A 16994-nucleotide genomic window follows, 5' to 3' on the forward strand; every position below is an offset into this window, starting at 1 on the left:
CTACACATGGAGTGATGCGATGCGCCCAGCTGAACCGGTTACAGGTTTGATTCTTTCCGGCGGCGGGGCGCGAGCGGCGTATCAGGTGGGGGTGTTGGCGGCGATTGCCGAGCTGTTGCCGCCGGGGGCGCCCAATCCTTTCCCGGTGATCGTCGGCACCTCGGCCGGTGCGATCAATGCGGTGAGCCTGGCCAGTGGCGCCATGGACTTCACGGCGGCCATCCAGCGTCTTACCGCGTTCTGGCAGGGCTTTCGCAGCCACCTGGTGCTGCGCAGTGACTGGCCGGGGGTGATTCGCCAGGCAAGCCGCTTCTTTATCCACAGCCTGCTGGGCATCGGCGCCCAGGTACCGGTCGCCTTGCTCAATAGCTCGCCGTTGCGTGACCTGCTGCAGGAACGCTTGAACCTGGGCGGCATCGACGAGGCGATTCGCCACCAGCATTTGCATGCAGTGGCGGTGACTGCCTTCGGTTACGAATCCGGGCAAGCCGTGACCTTCTACCAGGGCGGCGGCACCATCGACGCCTGGCTGCGCCATCGGCGTATCGGCATGCCGACTCAACTGACGGTCGAGCATCTGCTGGCCAGTTCGGCGATCCCTTTGTTGTTTGCCCCGGTGAAACTTGACCAGGAATATTTCGGCGATGGCGCCGTGCGGCAATCGGCGCCCATCAGCCCGGCGTTGCACCTGGGGGCTACGCGTGTGCTGGTGGTGGGGGTCAGCGGCAACCCACGGGGCAACGAGCCGTCGATGCAACGCACCTACACCGGCCAGGAGCCGACGCTGGCGCAGATCGGTGGGCATATGCTCAACAGCACGTTTATCGACAGCCTGGAAAGTGATATCGAGCTGCTGGAGCGCTTGAATCAGTACAGCCATGCCGCACCTGGCGTGGCAGCGGTGGAAGTGCTGGTGATTGCTCCCAGCCAGCCGATCGACGAAATCGCGGCGCGGCATCGGCAGGAATTGCCGGCGGCTTTAAGGTTGTTCTTGCGTGGCCCGGGGGCGACCAAGACGAGCGGGGCGGGGGTGTTGAGTTACTTGTTGTTCGAGGCGGGGTATTGCAGCGAGTTGATTGAGTTGGGCCGGCGCGATGCGTTGGCCAAACGCGAGGAGATCACACGATTCCTCGGCCTTTCCCCACTCTAAATGTGGGAGCTGGCTTGCCTGCGATGGCAGCGGGTCATTCAATGCACTTGGCACGCACAGACCGCTATCGCAGGCAAGCCAGCTCCCACATTAGATCGGTGGTGTTCAGTTAGAAGTGGTACTTGACCAGGAAGCTCGCCGTGTCCTGGTTGGTCTTGAACGCGCCGGAATCCTCGATGCCGTACTTGTTCTTCCAGTAGTCGTATTCAAAGCCCACATACAGCTGCTTGTCGCCCCAGTGCAGGGCCTTGCCCAAGTCATATTTGACCTGTGGGTTGAAGTGCAGGTTGGCGTGGTAAGTGCCACGGGCGTTCTTGTCGTTGTCCGTGACCCAGTCCATAAAACCGTCGATCAGGATGTCGGAGCTGCCCACGGGGAGGGTGTACGACCACACTGGGGTGATCTGCCACACACCGTCACCCGGGCGATTGCCTTCGGTCTGGCGCTGGTAGAAGTTCAACTGGAAGTAATCGAAACCGGGGATGTTCAGGTCGAAGCCCGGGCCCACCAGATAGGACTCGTTGTCGCCTTCGCCGAACTCATACGTCAACGCCAGCAATACGTCCTTGATCGGGCCGAAGGACAAGTCCTTGTCCAGAATCTTGCCGAACGATAAGCGCGGGCTGAACTCACCGTAGTAAGTACTTGGGCCGACATTGCCGTCTTCCTTGCCGTTGTAAAAGATGCGGTCGAGGAAGAAGAAGTTGTCGCCGTACTTCCATGCATCGGCATGTTCGAAAGTGACGGTTTGCTGGATCTGCGGGTTAACGGTAAAGCTCTTGCCCCACAGGTAGGTCAGGCTGTTGTTCTGCCACTGCAACAGGTCACCGGCCACGGCCTGGCCACCAGCCAGCAGGGATCCCGCCAGCATCAGGCCTTTGAACATAGGTTTCATTCGGTTGCTCCCGAGTTAAAGTTTTATGGTTTTTCTTCTACGCAGGCGCTCTGGTGTGGCGCCTTTTGGTTCGCTGCAAAAATCGTCTGTTCGGTCAGCTTTGATGCTTTTAGCAAGAGCTGCGCCAAGGTGTTTAAAAAGCCAAAAAATCCCCGTCGGCTGCAGTGGATGCAGTCGAATTCAGAGGACTTTTGTGCACGTTGGCAGCAGACATAAGGCCGGGGTAAGTTGGCCTTGCAGTCAGCTTTTACATTCGCTGTTTTTTTTTGAGTCGATTCGAGCGGGCGCGGAGAATACTGGCTCCAAAGCCTTGGCTCAAGTGCGCTGTTAAAGAGCGCGTGGGGCGAGAATGGGGCACGGCGTATGGCCGGCCCCGGGTGAATGGCGTGCATGTGAGTGTTCCCTGTCTGTTGTTATTGTTTTACTAACAAAGGAATCAATGCGTTTGTGCGACGGCGGGGCGTTCAGCACCGCCGAGAATGTTGAACAGGATGTTCAGCGACAACGCGCTGAGGGTGGCCATGGCGATTCCGCTGTGGGTAATCGGGCTCATCCACAACGGCAGTTGTGCGAAGAACTCCGGGCGCACCACCGGGATCAGCCCCATGCCGATACTGACGGCCACCAGCAACTGGTTGCGGCGGTCGGCAATGTCGGCTTCCTGGAGGATCTTGATCCCGGTGGCCGCGACCATCCCGAACATGGCAATCGCCGCGCCCCCGAGCACCGCCGGGGGGATCGACGCCACCAGGAATGCGGCCTTGGGCAGCAGGCTGAGTACGATCAGGAAGGCGCCGGCCATGATCGTCACCGAGCGGCAACGTACGCCGGTCATTTGCACCAGGCCGATATTCTGCGCGAACGAGGAGTGGGTAAAGGTGTTGAAGAACCCGGCGAAGAACGAGGCGCCGGCATCACACAGCAGGCCCCGGCGCAGCATCTTCGGGGTGACGTCCTGGCCGGTGATCTTGCCCAGTGCGAGGAACATCCCGGTCGACTCGACGAAGATGATCACTACCACCAGGCACATCGACAGGATCGGCGCCAATTCAAATGTGGGCATGCCAAAGTGCAGCGGCGTCACCACCTGCACCCACGGTGCCTGGGCCAGGCCGCTGAGGTCGACCATGCCGATCACACCGCACAGGCCGTAACCCAGGCCCATGCCGATCAGCACCGAGATATTCACCCAGAAGCCGCGCATAAAGCGGTTGATCAGCAAGATGGTGGCCAGCACCAGGGCGGCAATCGCCAGGTAAATCGGCGAGCCGAAGGTGGCCGCCGCGCTGCCGCCACCAGCCCAGTTCACGGCCACCGGGAACAGCGACAGGCCGATAGCGGTGATCACCGTGCCGGTCACCAGCGGAGGGAAGAAGCGCACGACCTTGGACATGAACGGTGCGATCAACATGCCGAAGAACCCGGCGGCGATGGTCGCGCCGAAGATCCCCTGCAAGCCGATCCCGGGCATGCCGGCCATGGCGACCATGCTGCCGACGGCGGCGAAACTGGCGCCCATCATTACCGGCATGCGAATGCCCACCGGGCCGATGCCGAATGATTGCACCACCGTGGCGATGCCGGCCACCAGCAGGTCGGCGTTGATCAGAAAGGCGATTTCTTCACGGCTCAGGCCCGCGGCCTGGCCAATGATCAAGGGCACGGCGACGGCGCCGCCGTACATCAGCAAGACGTGTTGCAGGCCTACCAGAATCAGTTGCAAGAGGGGCAGCCGCACCATGGCGGGTGCGGCAGGAATCTGCGGTTCGACTAACTCGGTCATGCAACACCTCGGATCTTTTTATTGTTGTGTTGTTCGGCATTCAATTGCCGGGTGGAGCGGGATCTTTCAAACACTGCAGATCCCTGTGGGAGCGGGCTTGCTCGCGAATGCGGTGGTTCAGTCACCTGAAGTGTTGAATGACACACCGCATTCGCGAGCAAGCCCGCTCCCACATTTGGATCTGCGTCTGGCTGTCAGTTGGTGCGGGCCCCCTGATTGATCCAGGTGCCGATCAAATCCCGTTCCTGCTGGGTCATCTGGGTGATGTTGCCCAGCGGCATGATCTGGCTGGCTACGGCCTGCGCTTGAATGCGCGCCGCCTGCTGCTGGATCTGTGCCGGGGTATCGAACATCACACCCGCCGGCGCGGTGCTGAACAGCGGGCTGGTCGGCTTGGCCGAATGGCACACGGCGCAGCGTTCCTGAATCACCCCGTGCACCTTGTCGAAATCAATCGTGGCCTGCGCCGGTGCGGCGGGAGCAGCAGGTTCTGCCGGAGCGGCTGGCACAGCAGGTTTCAAGCCACCCCCCAATGCGGTTTCCGGCAATGGCTGGTACTCGATGGCGGCCGGTGCCTTGGCCACTTCCGGTGAGGTTGCCACAGGTTTCGGGCCGGTCACGTACGCCAGGCAAATCATCGCCAATGCGCCAACGGGCAAGGTCCACGCGTACTTCTGGCTGTTATGCCGGGTGTTGAAGTAGTGGCGCACCAACACCGCTGCCACCGCGATGCCGGCCAGGATCAGCCAGTTGTATTGGCTGCCGTAGGTGCTCGGGAAGTGGTTGCTGATCATGATGAACAGCACCGGCAAGGTGAAGTAGTTGTTGTGGCGTGAACGCAGCAGACCCTTGGCCGGCAGGGCCGGGTCGGGCGTGCGGTTCTCTGCGATTGCCGCCACCAGTGCGCGTTGCGCCGGCATGATGATGCGGAACACGTTACCCACCATGATCGTGCCGATCACCGCACCCACGTGCAGGTACGCGCCTCGGCCGCTGAACACTTTGCTGAAGCCGTACGCGGCGGCAATCAACAGCACGAACAGGATAAAACCGAGCAAGGCAGGGCGTTTGCCCAGGGCCGAGTCGCAGAGGAACGAGTAGATGAACCAGCCGGCGAACAGTGAGCCGATGCCCAGCAGTACGCCTTCGGGGCCACTGAGGCTGCTGCCCGGAGCCAGCAGGTACAAGGTCGGGTTGGCGTAGAACACCACGCACAGCAGCGCGACGCCCGACATCCAGGTGAAATAGGCTTCCCATTTGAACCAGTGCAGGTTGTCCGGCATGGTCGGTGGGGCCAGTTTGTATTTTTCCAGGTGGTAGATACCGCCACCGTGGATCGCCCACAAGTCACCGGCCAAGCCGTCCTTGGGGTTGACGCGATTAAGGTTGTTTTCCAGCCAGACGAAATAGAAGGAAGCGCCGATCCACGCGACGCCAGTGATCATGTGAACCCAGCGCACGCTAAGGTTCAGCCATTCCAACAGATGTGCTTCCACAGTCTTTACCTCTCGCCTGTCACCCTTGTTGTCGGGTGATCCGGCCTTCTCTTATTGGTGGGGGGCGAGGATCAACCGCTCATCCTCTTCAAAAAAATGCTCATCGCAGTTATTGCCTGTGCCACTGCGATCAACCACCAGGAAGTCATCCCGCTTTTCGATCGTCAGCACCGGGTGGTGCCAGACGCCGCGATGGTAATTAATGCCCTGCCTGCCGTTGGTAACGAAGGCGCGGACCAAGCCCGATACAGGTGCATCGCCAAGTGGCGCGACCACGATCAGAAAGGGGTTGCCGAGCAGCGGAATGAAAGCCTGGCTGCCCAGCGGGTGTCTCTCCAGCATGCACACGGTCAGCGGCATATCCAGCGCGTCGGCGCGGAAAATGCTGATGATCGCGTTGTCTTCCGGCTGGGCGGTTTCGACCGTTGCCAGCTTGTGAAAGCGCATGGTCGACCCGTTGTTGATCATGAAGTGATCGCTGCCGTCGGTTTCGATAACGTCTCCGAAAGGGGCGAAGGCTTCTTTGGTCAGGGGTTCGATCATCAGTGTGCGCATGGCTGTCTTCTTTTCCGAATGCTGTGTTGTTTGGTCTGCTTTTGTGGCGAGGGAGTTTGCTCCCGTTGGACTGCGCAGCAGGCCCATCTTTTGGGGTCGCTTTGCGGCCCAACGCGGGCAAGCCCGCTCGCCACAGGGGTTCTGCGCTTATTTGGCGACCTTGCCCAATACCCGCAGGCGGCTTACACCGCCGTCCGGGAACACGTTCAGGCGGATATGGGTAATCGGCCCCAGCGCCTTGATCTGCTCGGCGAACGTGTGTTCAGCGTGCATTTCCAGTTTCTGCGCCGGCAGCAATTCGCGCCAGAACAGCGATTGGGTTTCGATCTGGCTGTCGGTACCGCCCTTCACGAATGCGCCCTGGATCGAGCAAGTGTCCGGGTAGTTGCCCTTGAAGTGCAGGGTATCGACGATGATTTTCTCGATCTCGCCTGGGTGGCCCAGCGCGACGATCACCCAGTCATTGCCCGGTGTACGACGACGTGCGGTTTCCCAGCCATCGCCCATGTTGACGCCACGGCCCGGGTTGAGGATGTTGCTCATGCGGCCGAAGTGTTCATCGGAGCAGGCCAGCGCACGGCCGCCGTTCAAGGCCGCAGCCAGGTCGACCTGTTCGTTGTCGCCCACTGCGGACCAGTCGCGGAACGGCACGCCGTACACACGCAGGCGCGCCACGCCGCCGTCCGGGTAGATGTTGAAACGCAGGTGGCTGAACGCCTGGTCGTTGTTGATCGCGTGGTAGTGGTGGCTGTTGCCTTGCAGCTCGACGGCCGAGAGCACTTCTACCCATTGAGTGTTGTCATCCGGCTCGCCCGAGGCCAGGAAACAGGCTTCCAGCGAGGCCGACGGCGGGTAGTTGCCGGTGAAGAATGAAGTGTCGATGTCCACACCCTTGATCGAGCCCGGCACGCCCAGGCGGATCACCGCGCTGTCGTAACCTTCGAAGCGCTTGCGGCGCGACTCCCAGCCGTCCATCCACTTGCCGTTATCATCGAAAACGCCCTCCTTCCACACGGCCGGGGTCGGCTGGAACAGGCGGTTGGCGTCGGCGAACCAGTCATCGGTGACGGAGATGATCTTGGTGCCCAGGCGGGCGTCGGCCAAGTTGACGAACTTCTCGAAAGGTACGGGTTGCGCTTTCATTCTTCTTGTCTGCCTTAAAGTAAGTGGCTTGGGATGCTCGCCAGGCCCTGGGCGTCATGAGCGCTCGGGCCAGGTCTGCTTAAAGAGTCAGTAATCGGAACAACGCGATTTTGTTGATCTCGTCCAGGGCGCATTTGAACTCGGCTTCCACCGAGTTGTGAATACGCGTTTCAAACGCGGCGAGGATCTGGTGCCGGTTGCTGCCTTTTACCGCCATGATGAAGGGAAACTTGAACTTGGCCTTGTAGGCATCGTTCAGCTCGGTGAAGCGCGAGAACTCTTCGGCCGTGCATTGGTGAATACCGGCGCCAGCCTGTTCATGGGTGCTGGCTTCGGTAAGTTGGCCCTGGACGGCCGCACGGCCTGCCAGGTCCGGGTGAGCGTTGATCAGCGCCAGTTGACGGGTGTGATCAGCGCTCAACAGGAGGTCGCTCATGCGCTGGTGCAGGGTTTCGATCTGGTCGATCGACGCATCCTGGCCCAGGTCGAAAGCCTTTTCGGCCACCCATGGCGAATGTTCGTAGATATCGGCGAAGGCTTTGACAAATGCGTCACGGCTTAAGGTCGACGGTTTCAAGGTTTGGAACGCAGTCATTTCGCCGCTCCCGTATACGGGTGGGTTTCGTGCCAGTGGCGCGCAATGTCGACGCGGCGGGTGAACCACACCTGCTCATGGCTCTTGGCGTATTCGATAAACCGCTTCAACGAAGCCAGGCGCGCCGGGCGGCCGATCAGGCGGCAATGCAGGCCGATGGAGAGCATTTTCGGTGCTTCAGCGCCTTCGGCGTAGAGCACGTCGAACGCGTCTTTGAGGTACTCGAAAAAGTCATCACCCTTGTTGAAACCCTGCACCTGGGTGAAGCGCATATCGTTGGTGTCCAGGGTGTAGGGGATCACCAGGTGCGGCTTGCCGGTGGGGTTGTTGGGTTCCCAGTAGGGCAGGTCGTCGTCGTAGGTGTCGCAGTCATACAGGAAGCCGCCTTCCTCCATCACCAGCCGGCGGGTATTGGGGCCGGTACGGCCGGTGTACCAGCCCAGTGGGCGCTCGCCGGTCAGTTCGGTAAGGATGCGGATCGCTTCGAGCATATGCTCGCGCTCCTGGGCCTCGTCCATGTACTGGTAGTCGATCCAGCGGTAGCCGTGGCTGCAGATCTCATGGCCGGCCTCGACCATGGCGCGGATCACATCCGGGTGGCGCTGGGCGGCCATGGCCACGGCGAAGATGGTCAGCGGAATGTCGAATTCCTTGAACAGCTTGAGGATGCGCCACACGCCGGCACGGCTGCCGTATTCGTACAGCGATTCCATGCTCATGTTGCGCTCGCCTTGCAGCGGCTGGGCCGAGACCATTTCCGAGAGGAAGGCTTCGGACTCTTTGTCGCCATGCAGGATGTTACGCTCGCCGCCTTCTTCGTAGTTGAGTACGAACGACAAAGCGATGCGCGCCTTGCCCGGCCAGTGGGGGTGAGGAGGGTTACTGCCGTAACCGATCAGGTCGCGTGGGTAGTCAGCGCTCACTGCAGTCTTCCTTCTTGTTCGTGGTAGCAAGTGTGTGGCGGCCAGCGTAAAGACTGGGTGGCGTCACAGCGATGGGCTGATTGTATACAACTTGATGGTCACTTTGTAAGCCTGTATTTCTGCATTTTTTCCAAGCGGTTGCCCCAGCTTAGTACTGCAAGAAACTTGCCTGGCTGGTCAGTAAATGGATAAAAGGTCGTTTAAAAGCAAGGCGTGTTGAGAATTCGTAATGAGGATCACGGCTGGCGAGGGTATGCCAAACTTTGTGATTTTTATTGTGTACAACTTTTATTAAAAGTGTCTTAATCAGCCCGTCGCCGACTTTTGCAGGCCTCATGCGCGCCCCAAAAAGATGCGGCCCATTTCACCTCATACAAGGGAGCCCCACCCCATGGGACGACTGACCACACACGTACTGGACGCAGCCCACGGCTGCCCCGGCAGCGCCATCCAGGTTGAGCTATACCGCGTCGAAGGCGCGCAACTGGAGCTGGTCGCCAGCGCCGTGACCAACAGCGACGGCCGCTGTGATGCGCCGCTGCTGCAGGGGGATGAGTACCGCAGCGGCGTCTACCAGCTGCAATTCAGTGCGGGTGACTACTACCGCGCCCGTGGAGTTCAGTTGCCGGAGCCGGCCTTCCTGGATGTGGTGGTGCTGCGCTTCGGCATCAGTGCCGAACAGGATCACTACCATGTGCCCTTGCTGATTTCGCCTTACAGCTACTCCACCTATCGCGGTAGCTGAGCGTCACCTCGCTTCACACCCCCAAAGCTCTTCGTTGGTTTTCGCCCGCCCACACTGCGGGCTTTTTTTTGCCCGGTGCACCGTTCAATTATCTAGCGCCTGATGAGGGGGCGCGCTGCATAGGCTAGGTGTTTTCCTCGACGAAGATACTGCCGTGACCTTACCTACCGACCCCGATGCGTCTGACGACGATGCGTTGCAGTCCATGCGTATTCAGCTGACGCAGCGGATCGACAGCAGCCCCCAGCCCAGCCTCTTGATCAATCGGCTCACGGCTGCCGACCTGCGTTGTGCCGACGCGGCCCACCATCGGTTGCGCCTGATTTCCAAGGCGCCCAGGATCCTGCGGGTGATCCGTGCCGAGTTACGCAAGGCTTTCGAGTTGGACCCGGACAGCGTGCTCTTTACCGAACCCAAGCCGCCGGCAGTCGCGCGCAAAGTCGACACCTTGACCGACCGCGCATTGCAGCTGCTGGTGCTGCCGTCGTTGCCGATCAATCTCAATCATTTTACGGCCGTCAGCCTCAAGGGCGACCCCGTGCGACGCTTGCCTTTCACGCCGCTGGAGGCATTGCGACGGGTGATTGCGCTCAATCTGTTCGGGCGGCTGGCCCAGGCGCGCAGGGACTATTGGCAGGCACTGGTGCCGTGCTCCTGGCTGAAACGCACTGAGCGCTGGGTGCAATTGCACGCACAGCTGTTCGCCGACCAGGCCTTTGTGGCGCGGCAATTGGATGAGCTGTCGACTGCAGGCTTGGAAATGGTCCAGGCCCTGGTGGACGCTCCGACGGCGCAGGCCCGCCAGCACGCCGGGGCGCAATGGGCCAGCCTGCAGGTGTGCAAGTTGTTCTGGCCGGGGGTGGGGCCGCGATTGATGGCGATCCCCGGCGCCCTGCATCTTTATCGTGAGGGTGAGCCGCCAGGTGCGCCTCATGTGATCTACCTGCCGGGTGTGCAGCGTAATTACTACGAGTACCCGTCCTTCGACCAGTTGCAATGTGGATTGGCGGGGCTGATCAATGGCACCTTGTTCGACAACCTGTGGCAGTGCCTGCCGCTGCGCCGCCGGCATGAGGTGTGCCGGCCCGAGGTCGGGACTGCCAGCGCCAACCTTGCGGTGGGGCGTAGTTGCGCCCTGCAGGGCGATGCTTTGGAGAGCAGTGCACTGGCAGTGTTGGAGGGGCAATGGGACAACGAGCTGGCCTGCGCGGTGTCGATCAATCTTGCGCAGGTCTATTCCGACAGGCGCCAGCCTGCTGTGGAGAACCCTACACGTTTTCTGACTTACATCGAACGCGCCAGGCACCACTGGGCAGGCAAGGCGCGCCTGGGGAGCATTCGCCATGAAGTGCAGGAATGGGATCAGCAGCGGCGGCACAAGCACATTATGTTTGCCAGTTGCGCACCGGAGTTGCCCGTGCAAACGGCGCTGCAACAGGTCAAGCGCTATGAAAAAGGCCTGATGACGCTGCTGGACTCGCAGGACCCCGGTGCAGATACCCAAGGCTGGCAGGATTTCATTACCCTTGAGGAGCGGTTCAAGGAGCAGACAAACACCTTGCGCAGGCTGCTGCAGGGCGCGCCACTCACACTGTTCGAGACGGCGTTCTGGAAGGCGCGCCCCACAGGTGAGCGTAATCGCCTGGTTATGCTCGTCCACAGCTGGGCCGAGCTGCTGCGCAGCGAAACCCAGTTGCAGCATCTACTCAAGCTGATCTCGACAGCCCATCGGGACCTACTGGTCGAGGTGCTGGACACGCCCCTGGCGAGTAAACGCGGGGGCAGTGAAACCTGCGTTCTGTCGGTGCTGGTGGGGGGCGAAGGCATTGCCATGCATCCTTTGCACAGCCTGTTTGCGATCACCCGCACCGCCGCGCTGGGCGAGCCGGAACGGCGCGTGCCGGTGGTGCTGTGTGCGTTCGGACGGGAGGGCGGGGTGCTCGAGTTTGCCAGGCTTGGGGCGTTATCCCGTGGCATCCAGGCCAGCCTCGGCGCCCGCGATGGCTCGGTACTGTGGCGCTATGTCGAGCGCGAACACCGCGCAACGGTCGCGGAACAGGTGGCCGGCCGAACCCTGGCGCTGCGGTATGAACCCATTGAGGGCAACCCGCTGGCGTTGGCATTCAAGCGGCTACTCAAGGGGTACCTGGTCCAGCAGAAGCGGCTTGACGGCAGTGCGCACGTTTTCAGTGAAACCCATGACACCCCATTGAGCCGACTGCTTCTGGCGGTGGAATTGGATGAACACCTGAATGCGCCCGCCAACGCCGCTCGGGCTCAGGCACGGGCGCATGTCGAACTGGTGCGCAAAGCCGCGAGCGCAAAACACCGACTGCCGAGCTGGCTGGCCGATGCCAGCGTGACCCAGCGTAACCGCTTCAGGCACTTGCAGCGCCACTACCTGGGCAGCGCGTTTGCCTTTGAAGAGCTCCTCACGCAACGCTTGCCTGACCTGCATGCCTACGCCCGCCATGTGCTGGTTGCCCGGTTGCGCGAAGACGGCCTGCAACTGGACATCGACACACCCTTCATCGAATTGCCGGACCACGTCGATGGGCGGTTCTGTGCCTGGGAAAGCACGTGTGTGGTGGGCGAGCGTGGCGAAGTCCTCAGCCCCAGTGCGGCGCGTACATGCTTGAGCCTGCTGCAACTGGCGTTGCAGAACCTGGACCCGCAGATGATGCCCACCTGGTGGCGTTTCAGGTACGCCCGTTACCTGATCCCGGCCTGGCAGCCGCAGCTGACGCCACATTACTTGATCACCATGGTGTCCTCGCTGGATATCGGCGGACGCTACGAGGCATTGATCGACGGCGTTTTTTACCCGCCCGCGAGCGCTGACGACGCCCGTGTCCCGCAACTGTTGCGGCGCGCTTTGCAGGCGGGTGCCGAGGCTGATCTGTATTCGGCGGTTCAACAAGGGCTCTCGGCAGATGGGAAACGTCTATTCAGTTTGGCAATGGCAGGGTTGCATGGGCTGGCTCAGCAAGTGCAACTGCTGGTGGTGCATCTGGTGGGCCACACGCTGCAGCATGACCGTTATATCGCCGGCGTCCTGGTGATTCACGACCTGCGGTCCCAGCACTGCGTGGTCTACTGGCCCACCGCTTCGGGGGCCGCCAACCTTAGTGAATACGCCAGCCTGCAACTGGCACGGGAGCATGTGAACCGCAGTTGGGCGCTACCCGGCACGGTCAAGGCACTGGCCCGGCACGTCGCGCCGGGGTGGGCGTTCGAAGCCATCACCCATCACCCAGGTGACGCGCGCAGGGATCAGCGCTTCGAGGCGTTTTCATTGCTCCCCGGCTCGGCATTGGTGCAGGGGGCCTGGCACGGCGTTGAGTTCGTGCGTTCATTTGCGGTCAAGCACTTGATACCCACAGCGCTGGTCGACAGCATTGAACAGCAGATCCATGAGCAGGTTGCCCATGACGCGCTGAACTGGTTGGCCCTGGTGCCCACTTCCCACGACGATGCCATGGCCCTGTTGTATCGGGCGCGGGTGCTCGATCTGCAGCATCAGGCGCAGGCCGGCAGTAACTCTGGCAGGACCCTGGAGAAGTACCGTGAACAACGCCTGGGCGAGCAGAGTGATACCCGCCTGCGCGCCATTCTGGCGATGTTCGTGCCGTTTTTCGGCTTGGGTAATCAGGTGTATGAATTGCTGCTCGCCGCCCGGCGTTATCACCGCTATGGCGACCCTCGCGATGCGGTGAACGTGGCCTTTGGGGTGATATTTCTGGCGGTGGACCTTTTGCTGAGTTTTGCGCCTGGCCCCAAACTCAAGGCGGGAACGTTACCGCGCCCCAGGACGGATTTGATGGTGAGGGGTTTGAATCGCATTCATCATTCAACCGTTGCGCAGGTTGGCCGGTTTTCTCTGCTGTCCCCGTCGCCATCGCCGGCTGCGCGGCTCACACCTCTGCAGCGGTTCAAGGTTCAGGGGTTGCCTCGCGACGCCGTGGCGTTGAGGGGGCCGGGCGAAAGAGGGGTCTACGTGAAGAACGGCGAGCGCTTCATTGTGGATGATACCCACCACTACCCGGTTTACCGGCGAGGCGACGAACGCTTTTTGCGCTTGAAGAACAAAGAGGCGCCGGGTACGGATGAGTTGATCCTGACGATCCATGAGCCTACGGACTGGCAGTTAGGCGCGGATGCGCCGGTGGCCGGCCCGAGCTCGCGGGCAGTCCGGCCGCAGCCGGTGCCTTTGCAGCCAGCGGGCTGGCAGCCCTCCGTCGAGCGTGCGGCGACGTACAGGCGGATTCAGCAGTCATCGGTACAGGGCAATAACTGGTTCAGTTGGCGCACTCGGGTTCCTGAAAACCAGCCGTTTGGCCCCGGAGCTTCCGGGATATGCCATGTTCATCTGGACCCGCCGGGGTTTCCCTACGATGTCATCTACGTGGGTGGCACGTATGACACCCCGGCGCAATCTGCGGCGGGCTACTACCGGTTGCTTCACCAGGGCGACCACGCGCCGTTGGGCGACATCGCGTTTATCGCCCCGGACCGGCCGCTGGTATCAAAAGCTCAGGTGGATATTGGGCGTTGGACAACCACCGACCTTCATGAACAACCGATTCCGACCTCTCGTACTACAGCAGGTGCTTGGCAGCTCCATGCTCCGCTGTTCGAGGGGCCGTTGGAGCCGCTGGTGGGACGGGCTTTCCCTGGCATGACGCGAAAGAGCCGCGAGTTTGCAGTCGCACGATTAATTGAATTGTCCGACTCTGCCCGCTCGGTAACCGCCAGCCATCTGCTGAATCTGCGTGCGACCCTGGACCGATGGCTGACCCCTGATCCGGTCAGGCTTGGCCAGACCGATGACTTGCTGGCGATGCTTCGGCCCAGCGACAGGGGCCTGAATACCCTCTACATCGGTTTTGAAGGCAAGGCACCCGGCTTCACGCGTGTCGACTTCAGCCCGCCCGTTGCATTGGACCCCAGACTGCGATCTGGTGGTGTACGGGTTTCGGCAGAGAGAAACACCGCGCAGCGTGTGGCGATCCGGACGGTGCTGGAACAGCAGGGCTTCAATGTCGAGGAATTGAGCATGCGACGTGGCAGGAAATCCACGCGGGAATGGGTGGTGACCCACCCCCGTTCGAACAGGCTGTACTACATGGTCTATCAGTGGATCGGGCGCGGGACCGTCCAGTTGAAAACGCGACTCACGGATAACTGGCTGAATACAGTCGCCCATGCAGGTAGTGCTTCGGCCTTATCCGCACGCGTCAGAAGTGCTATGGAGGAACAGCGCCTGGTACCGATCGCCGCCGGTATTCAATGGCCCACCCACGGCAATGTCCCACCCAGCGTTTACTTTGCCAGGGTCAACCGACTCTAGCCTTGAGCAGCGAGACCGCGCCGGCGCAGCCGAACAGGGCGGCGCTGATGCGGTTGAACCAGCTTTGCCCGCTGCCGCTGCGCAGGTACCGCGCCGCACCATGGGCCCCAAGGCCATAGGCCAGCTTGCACAGCAGGTCGAGCACGGTCCAGGTCGCGATCATGATCAGCAACTGCGGTAAAAATGCCTGTTCGGCACTTAGAAACTGCGGCAGGAAGGCGGCGAAAAACAGGATGTCTTTCGGGTTGCTGGCGCCCAGCACAAAGGCCCGGCCAAACAGCGCACGAAAGCGTGGCGTGCTGGTCACCTGCGGCACGTCGGCGCCGTGGGCCGGTTGCAGCGACTGTTGCCAGCTTTGCCAGGCGAGGTAGAACAGGTACAGCGCGCCGACGATCTTCAGTGCACTGAACAGTTGCTCCGAAGCGAGCAGCAATGCGCCCAGGCCCAGGGCCGACGCACTCAACAGGCAGATCGAGGCGATCACCCCACCGAGAAACGCCGGGTACGAGCGGCGCAGGCCGTAGTTCAGGCTGTTGCTGATCATCAGCAACGACAGCGGCCCCGGGATCAGGATCACCACCAGCGCAGCGCCGCTGAACAGCAGCCAGGTTTCCAGACTCATTGCTTGCTCCTTTTTTTATAGAAAGACGAACTTGGCGATAAAGATCGCGCACAACACCCACAGGCTCACGGAAATCTCGCGGTACTTGCCGGTGCCGGCCTTGAGCGCCACGTAAGTGATAAAGCCCAGGGCGATACCGTCGGCGACCGAGAAGGTCAGCGGCATCATGATCGCGGTGACGATCGCCGGGATGCTGTCGGTCGCTTCATCCCAATTGATGTGAGCCATGCTCGCCATCATCAGCATCGCCACGTAAATCAGCGCACCCGCCGTGGCATAGGCCGGGATCATGCCGGCCAGCGGTGCAAAAAACATCGCCGCCACAAACAGCACGCCCACGGTCACCGCCGTCAGCCCGGTACGGCCACCGGCAGCCACACCGGCGGCGCTTTCTACGTAGCTGGTCACTGGCGGCACACCGACCATGGCGCCGAACACACTGGAGGCGCTGTCCGCCTTCAGGGCGCGGGACAGGTTATCGATCTTGCCGTCGGCATTCACCAGCCCGGCGCGTTGTGCAACGCCCATCAGTGTACCGGCAGTATCAAACATGTGCACAAACAGAAAGGCAAATACCACGCTGATCATGCTGACATTGAATACACCCTTGATGTCCATCGCCATCCAGGTCGGTGCCAGGCTTGGTGGGGTCGAAAGGATGCCGTTGTAGTGCACCAGGTCCAGGCTCCAGCCGGCCAGCGTCACGGCGATGATGCTGATCAGGATTGCGCCGAACACCCGGTGGTAGCTGAGGATCGCGATCAACAGGAAGCACACCGCCGCCAGCAGCGGCGCGGGCTCATGCAGCGAACCGAGCTTGATCAGGGTGGCCGGGCTGTCGACGATGATGCCGGCGGTTTTCAGGCCGATCACCCCCAGAAACAAACCGACACCGGCGCCCATGGCATGGCGCAGGCTCACCGGAATGCTGTTGAGCAGCCATTCACGCACCCGTGAGAGCGTGAGGCCCATGAACAGCACCCCGGAAATAAACACCGCACCCAGCGCGGTCTCCCAGTGGTAGCCCATGGTGCCGACCACGGTGTAGGTAAAAAATGCGTTGAGGCCCATGCCTGGCGCGAGTCCTACCGGCCAGTTGGCGTAGAGGCCCATCAACAGGCAACCCAGCGCGGCGGCGATGCAGGTGGCGACAAACGCCGCGCCGTGATCGATGCCGGCGTCGGCCATGATGTTCGGGTTGACGAAGATGATGTAAGCCATGGTGATAAAGGTGGTGAGGCCGGCGATCAGCTCGGTCTTCACTGTGGTGCCATGCAGGCGCAGTTTGAACAGGCGTTCCAGCCAGCCGTTCTGTGAGGGGGCAAGGTCGAGCGTTGGGGCTTCGGATTTGCGGCTTTCCACAGCGAGTACTCCTCAAGAGTTTTATTGTTATTTCCAGCGCCGGACACAGGTGTGGGCAGCGGCGCTTTGAGGTACTGGCGGGTTTTTGTTGACCAATAGGTCAGGAACTCGCACGAAGCGAATTATGCTTTTGTATACAAATAAAGCAAATAATGTTTTCGATTGTTTGGATGGAAGGGGATGAAAGGTTAACTCGGTGGTGAGCAATTTTGTATGGACGCGCTTTTGTGGCGAGCGGGCTTGCCCGCGTTGGGTCGTGTAGCGACCCTAAAAAATGGGCCTGCTGCGCAGTCCAACGCGGGCAAGCCCGCTCGCCACAGCAAGCCCGCTCGCCACAGCAAGCCCGCTCGCCACAACAAGCCTGCTTGCACGACC

Annotated in this window: 13 protein-coding genes; 3 read left to right on the forward strand and 10 right to left on the reverse strand. The window is 61.1% G+C overall.

Going from position 1 to position 16994, the window contains the following annotated elements:
* Window positions 1-19 precede the first annotated feature (19 nt).
* Window positions 20-1150 carry a patatin-like phospholipase family protein gene (locus LRS56_04230; protein WDU63750.1) on the forward strand — a complete coding sequence of 377 codons (1131 nt, stop codon included), beginning with the start codon at window positions 20-22 and terminating at the stop codon, window positions 1148-1150.
* Window positions 1151-1259: 109 nt separating this feature from the next.
* Here the strand turns inward: LRS56_04230 and LRS56_04235 are convergent, their stop codons facing one another.
* From LRS56_04235 to puuE, 8 genes are all read right to left on the reverse strand, one after another.
* Window positions 1260-2045: a hypothetical protein gene (locus LRS56_04235; protein ID WDU63751.1), complete on the reverse strand. Its 786-nt coding sequence runs from the start codon at window positions 2043-2045 to the stop codon at window positions 1260-1262.
* Between the two features lie 23 nt (window positions 2046-2068).
* Window positions 2069-2437, reverse strand: coding sequence for a hypothetical protein (locus tag LRS56_04240; protein ID WDU63752.1), 369 nt, complete (start codon window positions 2435-2437; stop codon window positions 2069-2071).
* Window positions 2438-2481: 44 nt separating this feature from the next.
* Entirely contained in the window at window positions 2482-3828 is a 1347-nt protein-coding gene (locus LRS56_04245) for a nucleobase:cation symporter-2 family protein (GenBank protein WDU63753.1), read from the reverse strand.
* A gap of 194 nt (window positions 3829-4022) precedes the next feature.
* Window positions 4023-5324 (reverse strand): urate hydroxylase PuuD, encoded by a 1302-nt coding sequence (locus tag LRS56_04250; GenBank protein ID WDU63754.1) that lies wholly within the window; start codon window positions 5322-5324, stop codon window positions 4023-4025.
* 51 nt (window positions 5325-5375) lie between these two features.
* Window positions 5376-5879, reverse strand: a complete 504-nt coding sequence (locus LRS56_04255; GenBank protein WDU65689.1) for an ureidoglycolate lyase — start codon at window positions 5877-5879, stop codon at window positions 5376-5378.
* Window positions 5880-6026: 147 nt separating this feature from the next.
* Window positions 6027-7022, reverse strand: a complete 996-nt coding sequence (alc, locus tag LRS56_04260) for an allantoicase (protein ID WDU63755.1) — start codon at window positions 7020-7022, stop codon at window positions 6027-6029.
* Between the two features lie 79 nt (window positions 7023-7101).
* Window positions 7102-7617, reverse strand: a complete 516-nt coding sequence (uraD, locus tag LRS56_04265) for a 2-oxo-4-hydroxy-4-carboxy-5-ureidoimidazoline decarboxylase (GenBank protein ID WDU63756.1) — start codon at window positions 7615-7617, stop codon at window positions 7102-7104.
* Window positions 7614-8540, reverse strand: coding sequence for an allantoinase PuuE (puuE, locus tag LRS56_04270; GenBank protein WDU63757.1), 927 nt, complete (start codon window positions 8538-8540; stop codon window positions 7614-7616). Before puuE ends, uraD begins: the two co-directional genes overlap by 4 nt.
* Window positions 8541-8931: 391 nt before the next feature.
* On the opposite strand from puuE, the gene uraH reads away from it, so the two are divergent.
* Entirely contained in the window at window positions 8932-9285 is a 354-nt protein-coding gene (gene uraH / locus LRS56_04275; protein WDU63758.1) for a hydroxyisourate hydrolase, read from the forward strand.
* 154 nt (window positions 9286-9439) lie between these two features.
* Window positions 9440-14635 carry a hypothetical protein gene (locus LRS56_04280; protein WDU63759.1) on the forward strand — a complete coding sequence of 1732 codons (5196 nt, stop codon included), beginning with the start codon at window positions 9440-9442 and terminating at the stop codon, window positions 14633-14635.
* Here LRS56_04280 and LRS56_04285 read toward each other — a convergent pair.
* Both LRS56_04285 and LRS56_04290 read right to left on the reverse strand, forming a co-directional pair.
* Window positions 14622-15257, reverse strand: a complete 636-nt coding sequence (locus tag LRS56_04285) for a LysE family translocator (GenBank protein ID WDU63760.1) — start codon at window positions 15255-15257, stop codon at window positions 14622-14624. The two genes, LRS56_04280 and LRS56_04285, sit on opposite strands and share 14 nt — an antisense overlap.
* A gap of 15 nt (window positions 15258-15272) precedes the next feature.
* Window positions 15273-16619, reverse strand: coding sequence for an NCS2 family permease (locus tag LRS56_04290; protein WDU63761.1), 1347 nt, complete (start codon window positions 16617-16619; stop codon window positions 15273-15275).
* Window positions 16620-16994 lie beyond the last annotated feature (375 nt).

Origin of the sequence: Pseudomonas poae (genome assembly GCA_028869255.1) — a bacterium.
In the GTDB taxonomy this organism is placed as follows: Bacteria; Pseudomonadota; Gammaproteobacteria; order Pseudomonadales; family Pseudomonadaceae; genus Aquipseudomonas; species Aquipseudomonas poae_C.

What these genes read in the sequence shown, in the direction of transcription:
- LRS56_04230 (WDU63750.1), top strand. Translation starts at nt 20, where the DNA reads ATGCGCCCAGCTGAACCGGTTACAGGTTTGATTCTTTCCGGCGGCGGG.
- LRS56_04235 (WDU63751.1), bottom strand. Translation starts at nt 2,045, where the DNA reads ATGAAACCTATGTTCAAAGGCCTGATGCTGGCGGGATCCCTGCTGGCT.
- LRS56_04240 (WDU63752.1), bottom strand. Translation starts at nt 2,437, where the DNA reads ATGCACGCCATTCACCCGGGGCCGGCCATACGCCGTGCCCCATTCTCG.
- LRS56_04245 (WDU63753.1), bottom strand. Translation starts at nt 3,828, where the DNA reads ATGACCGAGTTAGTCGAACCGCAGATTCCTGCCGCACCCGCCATGGTG.
- LRS56_04255 (WDU65689.1), bottom strand. Translation starts at nt 5,879, where the DNA reads ATGCGCACACTGATGATCGAACCCCTGACCAAAGAAGCCTTCGCCCCT.
- alc (WDU63755.1), bottom strand. Translation starts at nt 7,022, where the DNA reads ATGAAAGCGCAACCCGTACCTTTCGAGAAGTTCGTCAACTTGGCCGAC.
- uraD (WDU63756.1), bottom strand. Translation starts at nt 7,617, where the DNA reads ATGACTGCGTTCCAAACCTTGAAACCGTCGACCTTAAGCCGTGACGCA.
- uraH (WDU63758.1), top strand. Translation starts at nt 8,932, where the DNA reads ATGGGACGACTGACCACACACGTACTGGACGCAGCCCACGGCTGCCCC.
- LRS56_04285 (WDU63760.1), bottom strand. Translation starts at nt 15,257, where the DNA reads ATGAGTCTGGAAACCTGGCTGCTGTTCAGCGGCGCTGCGCTGGTGGTG.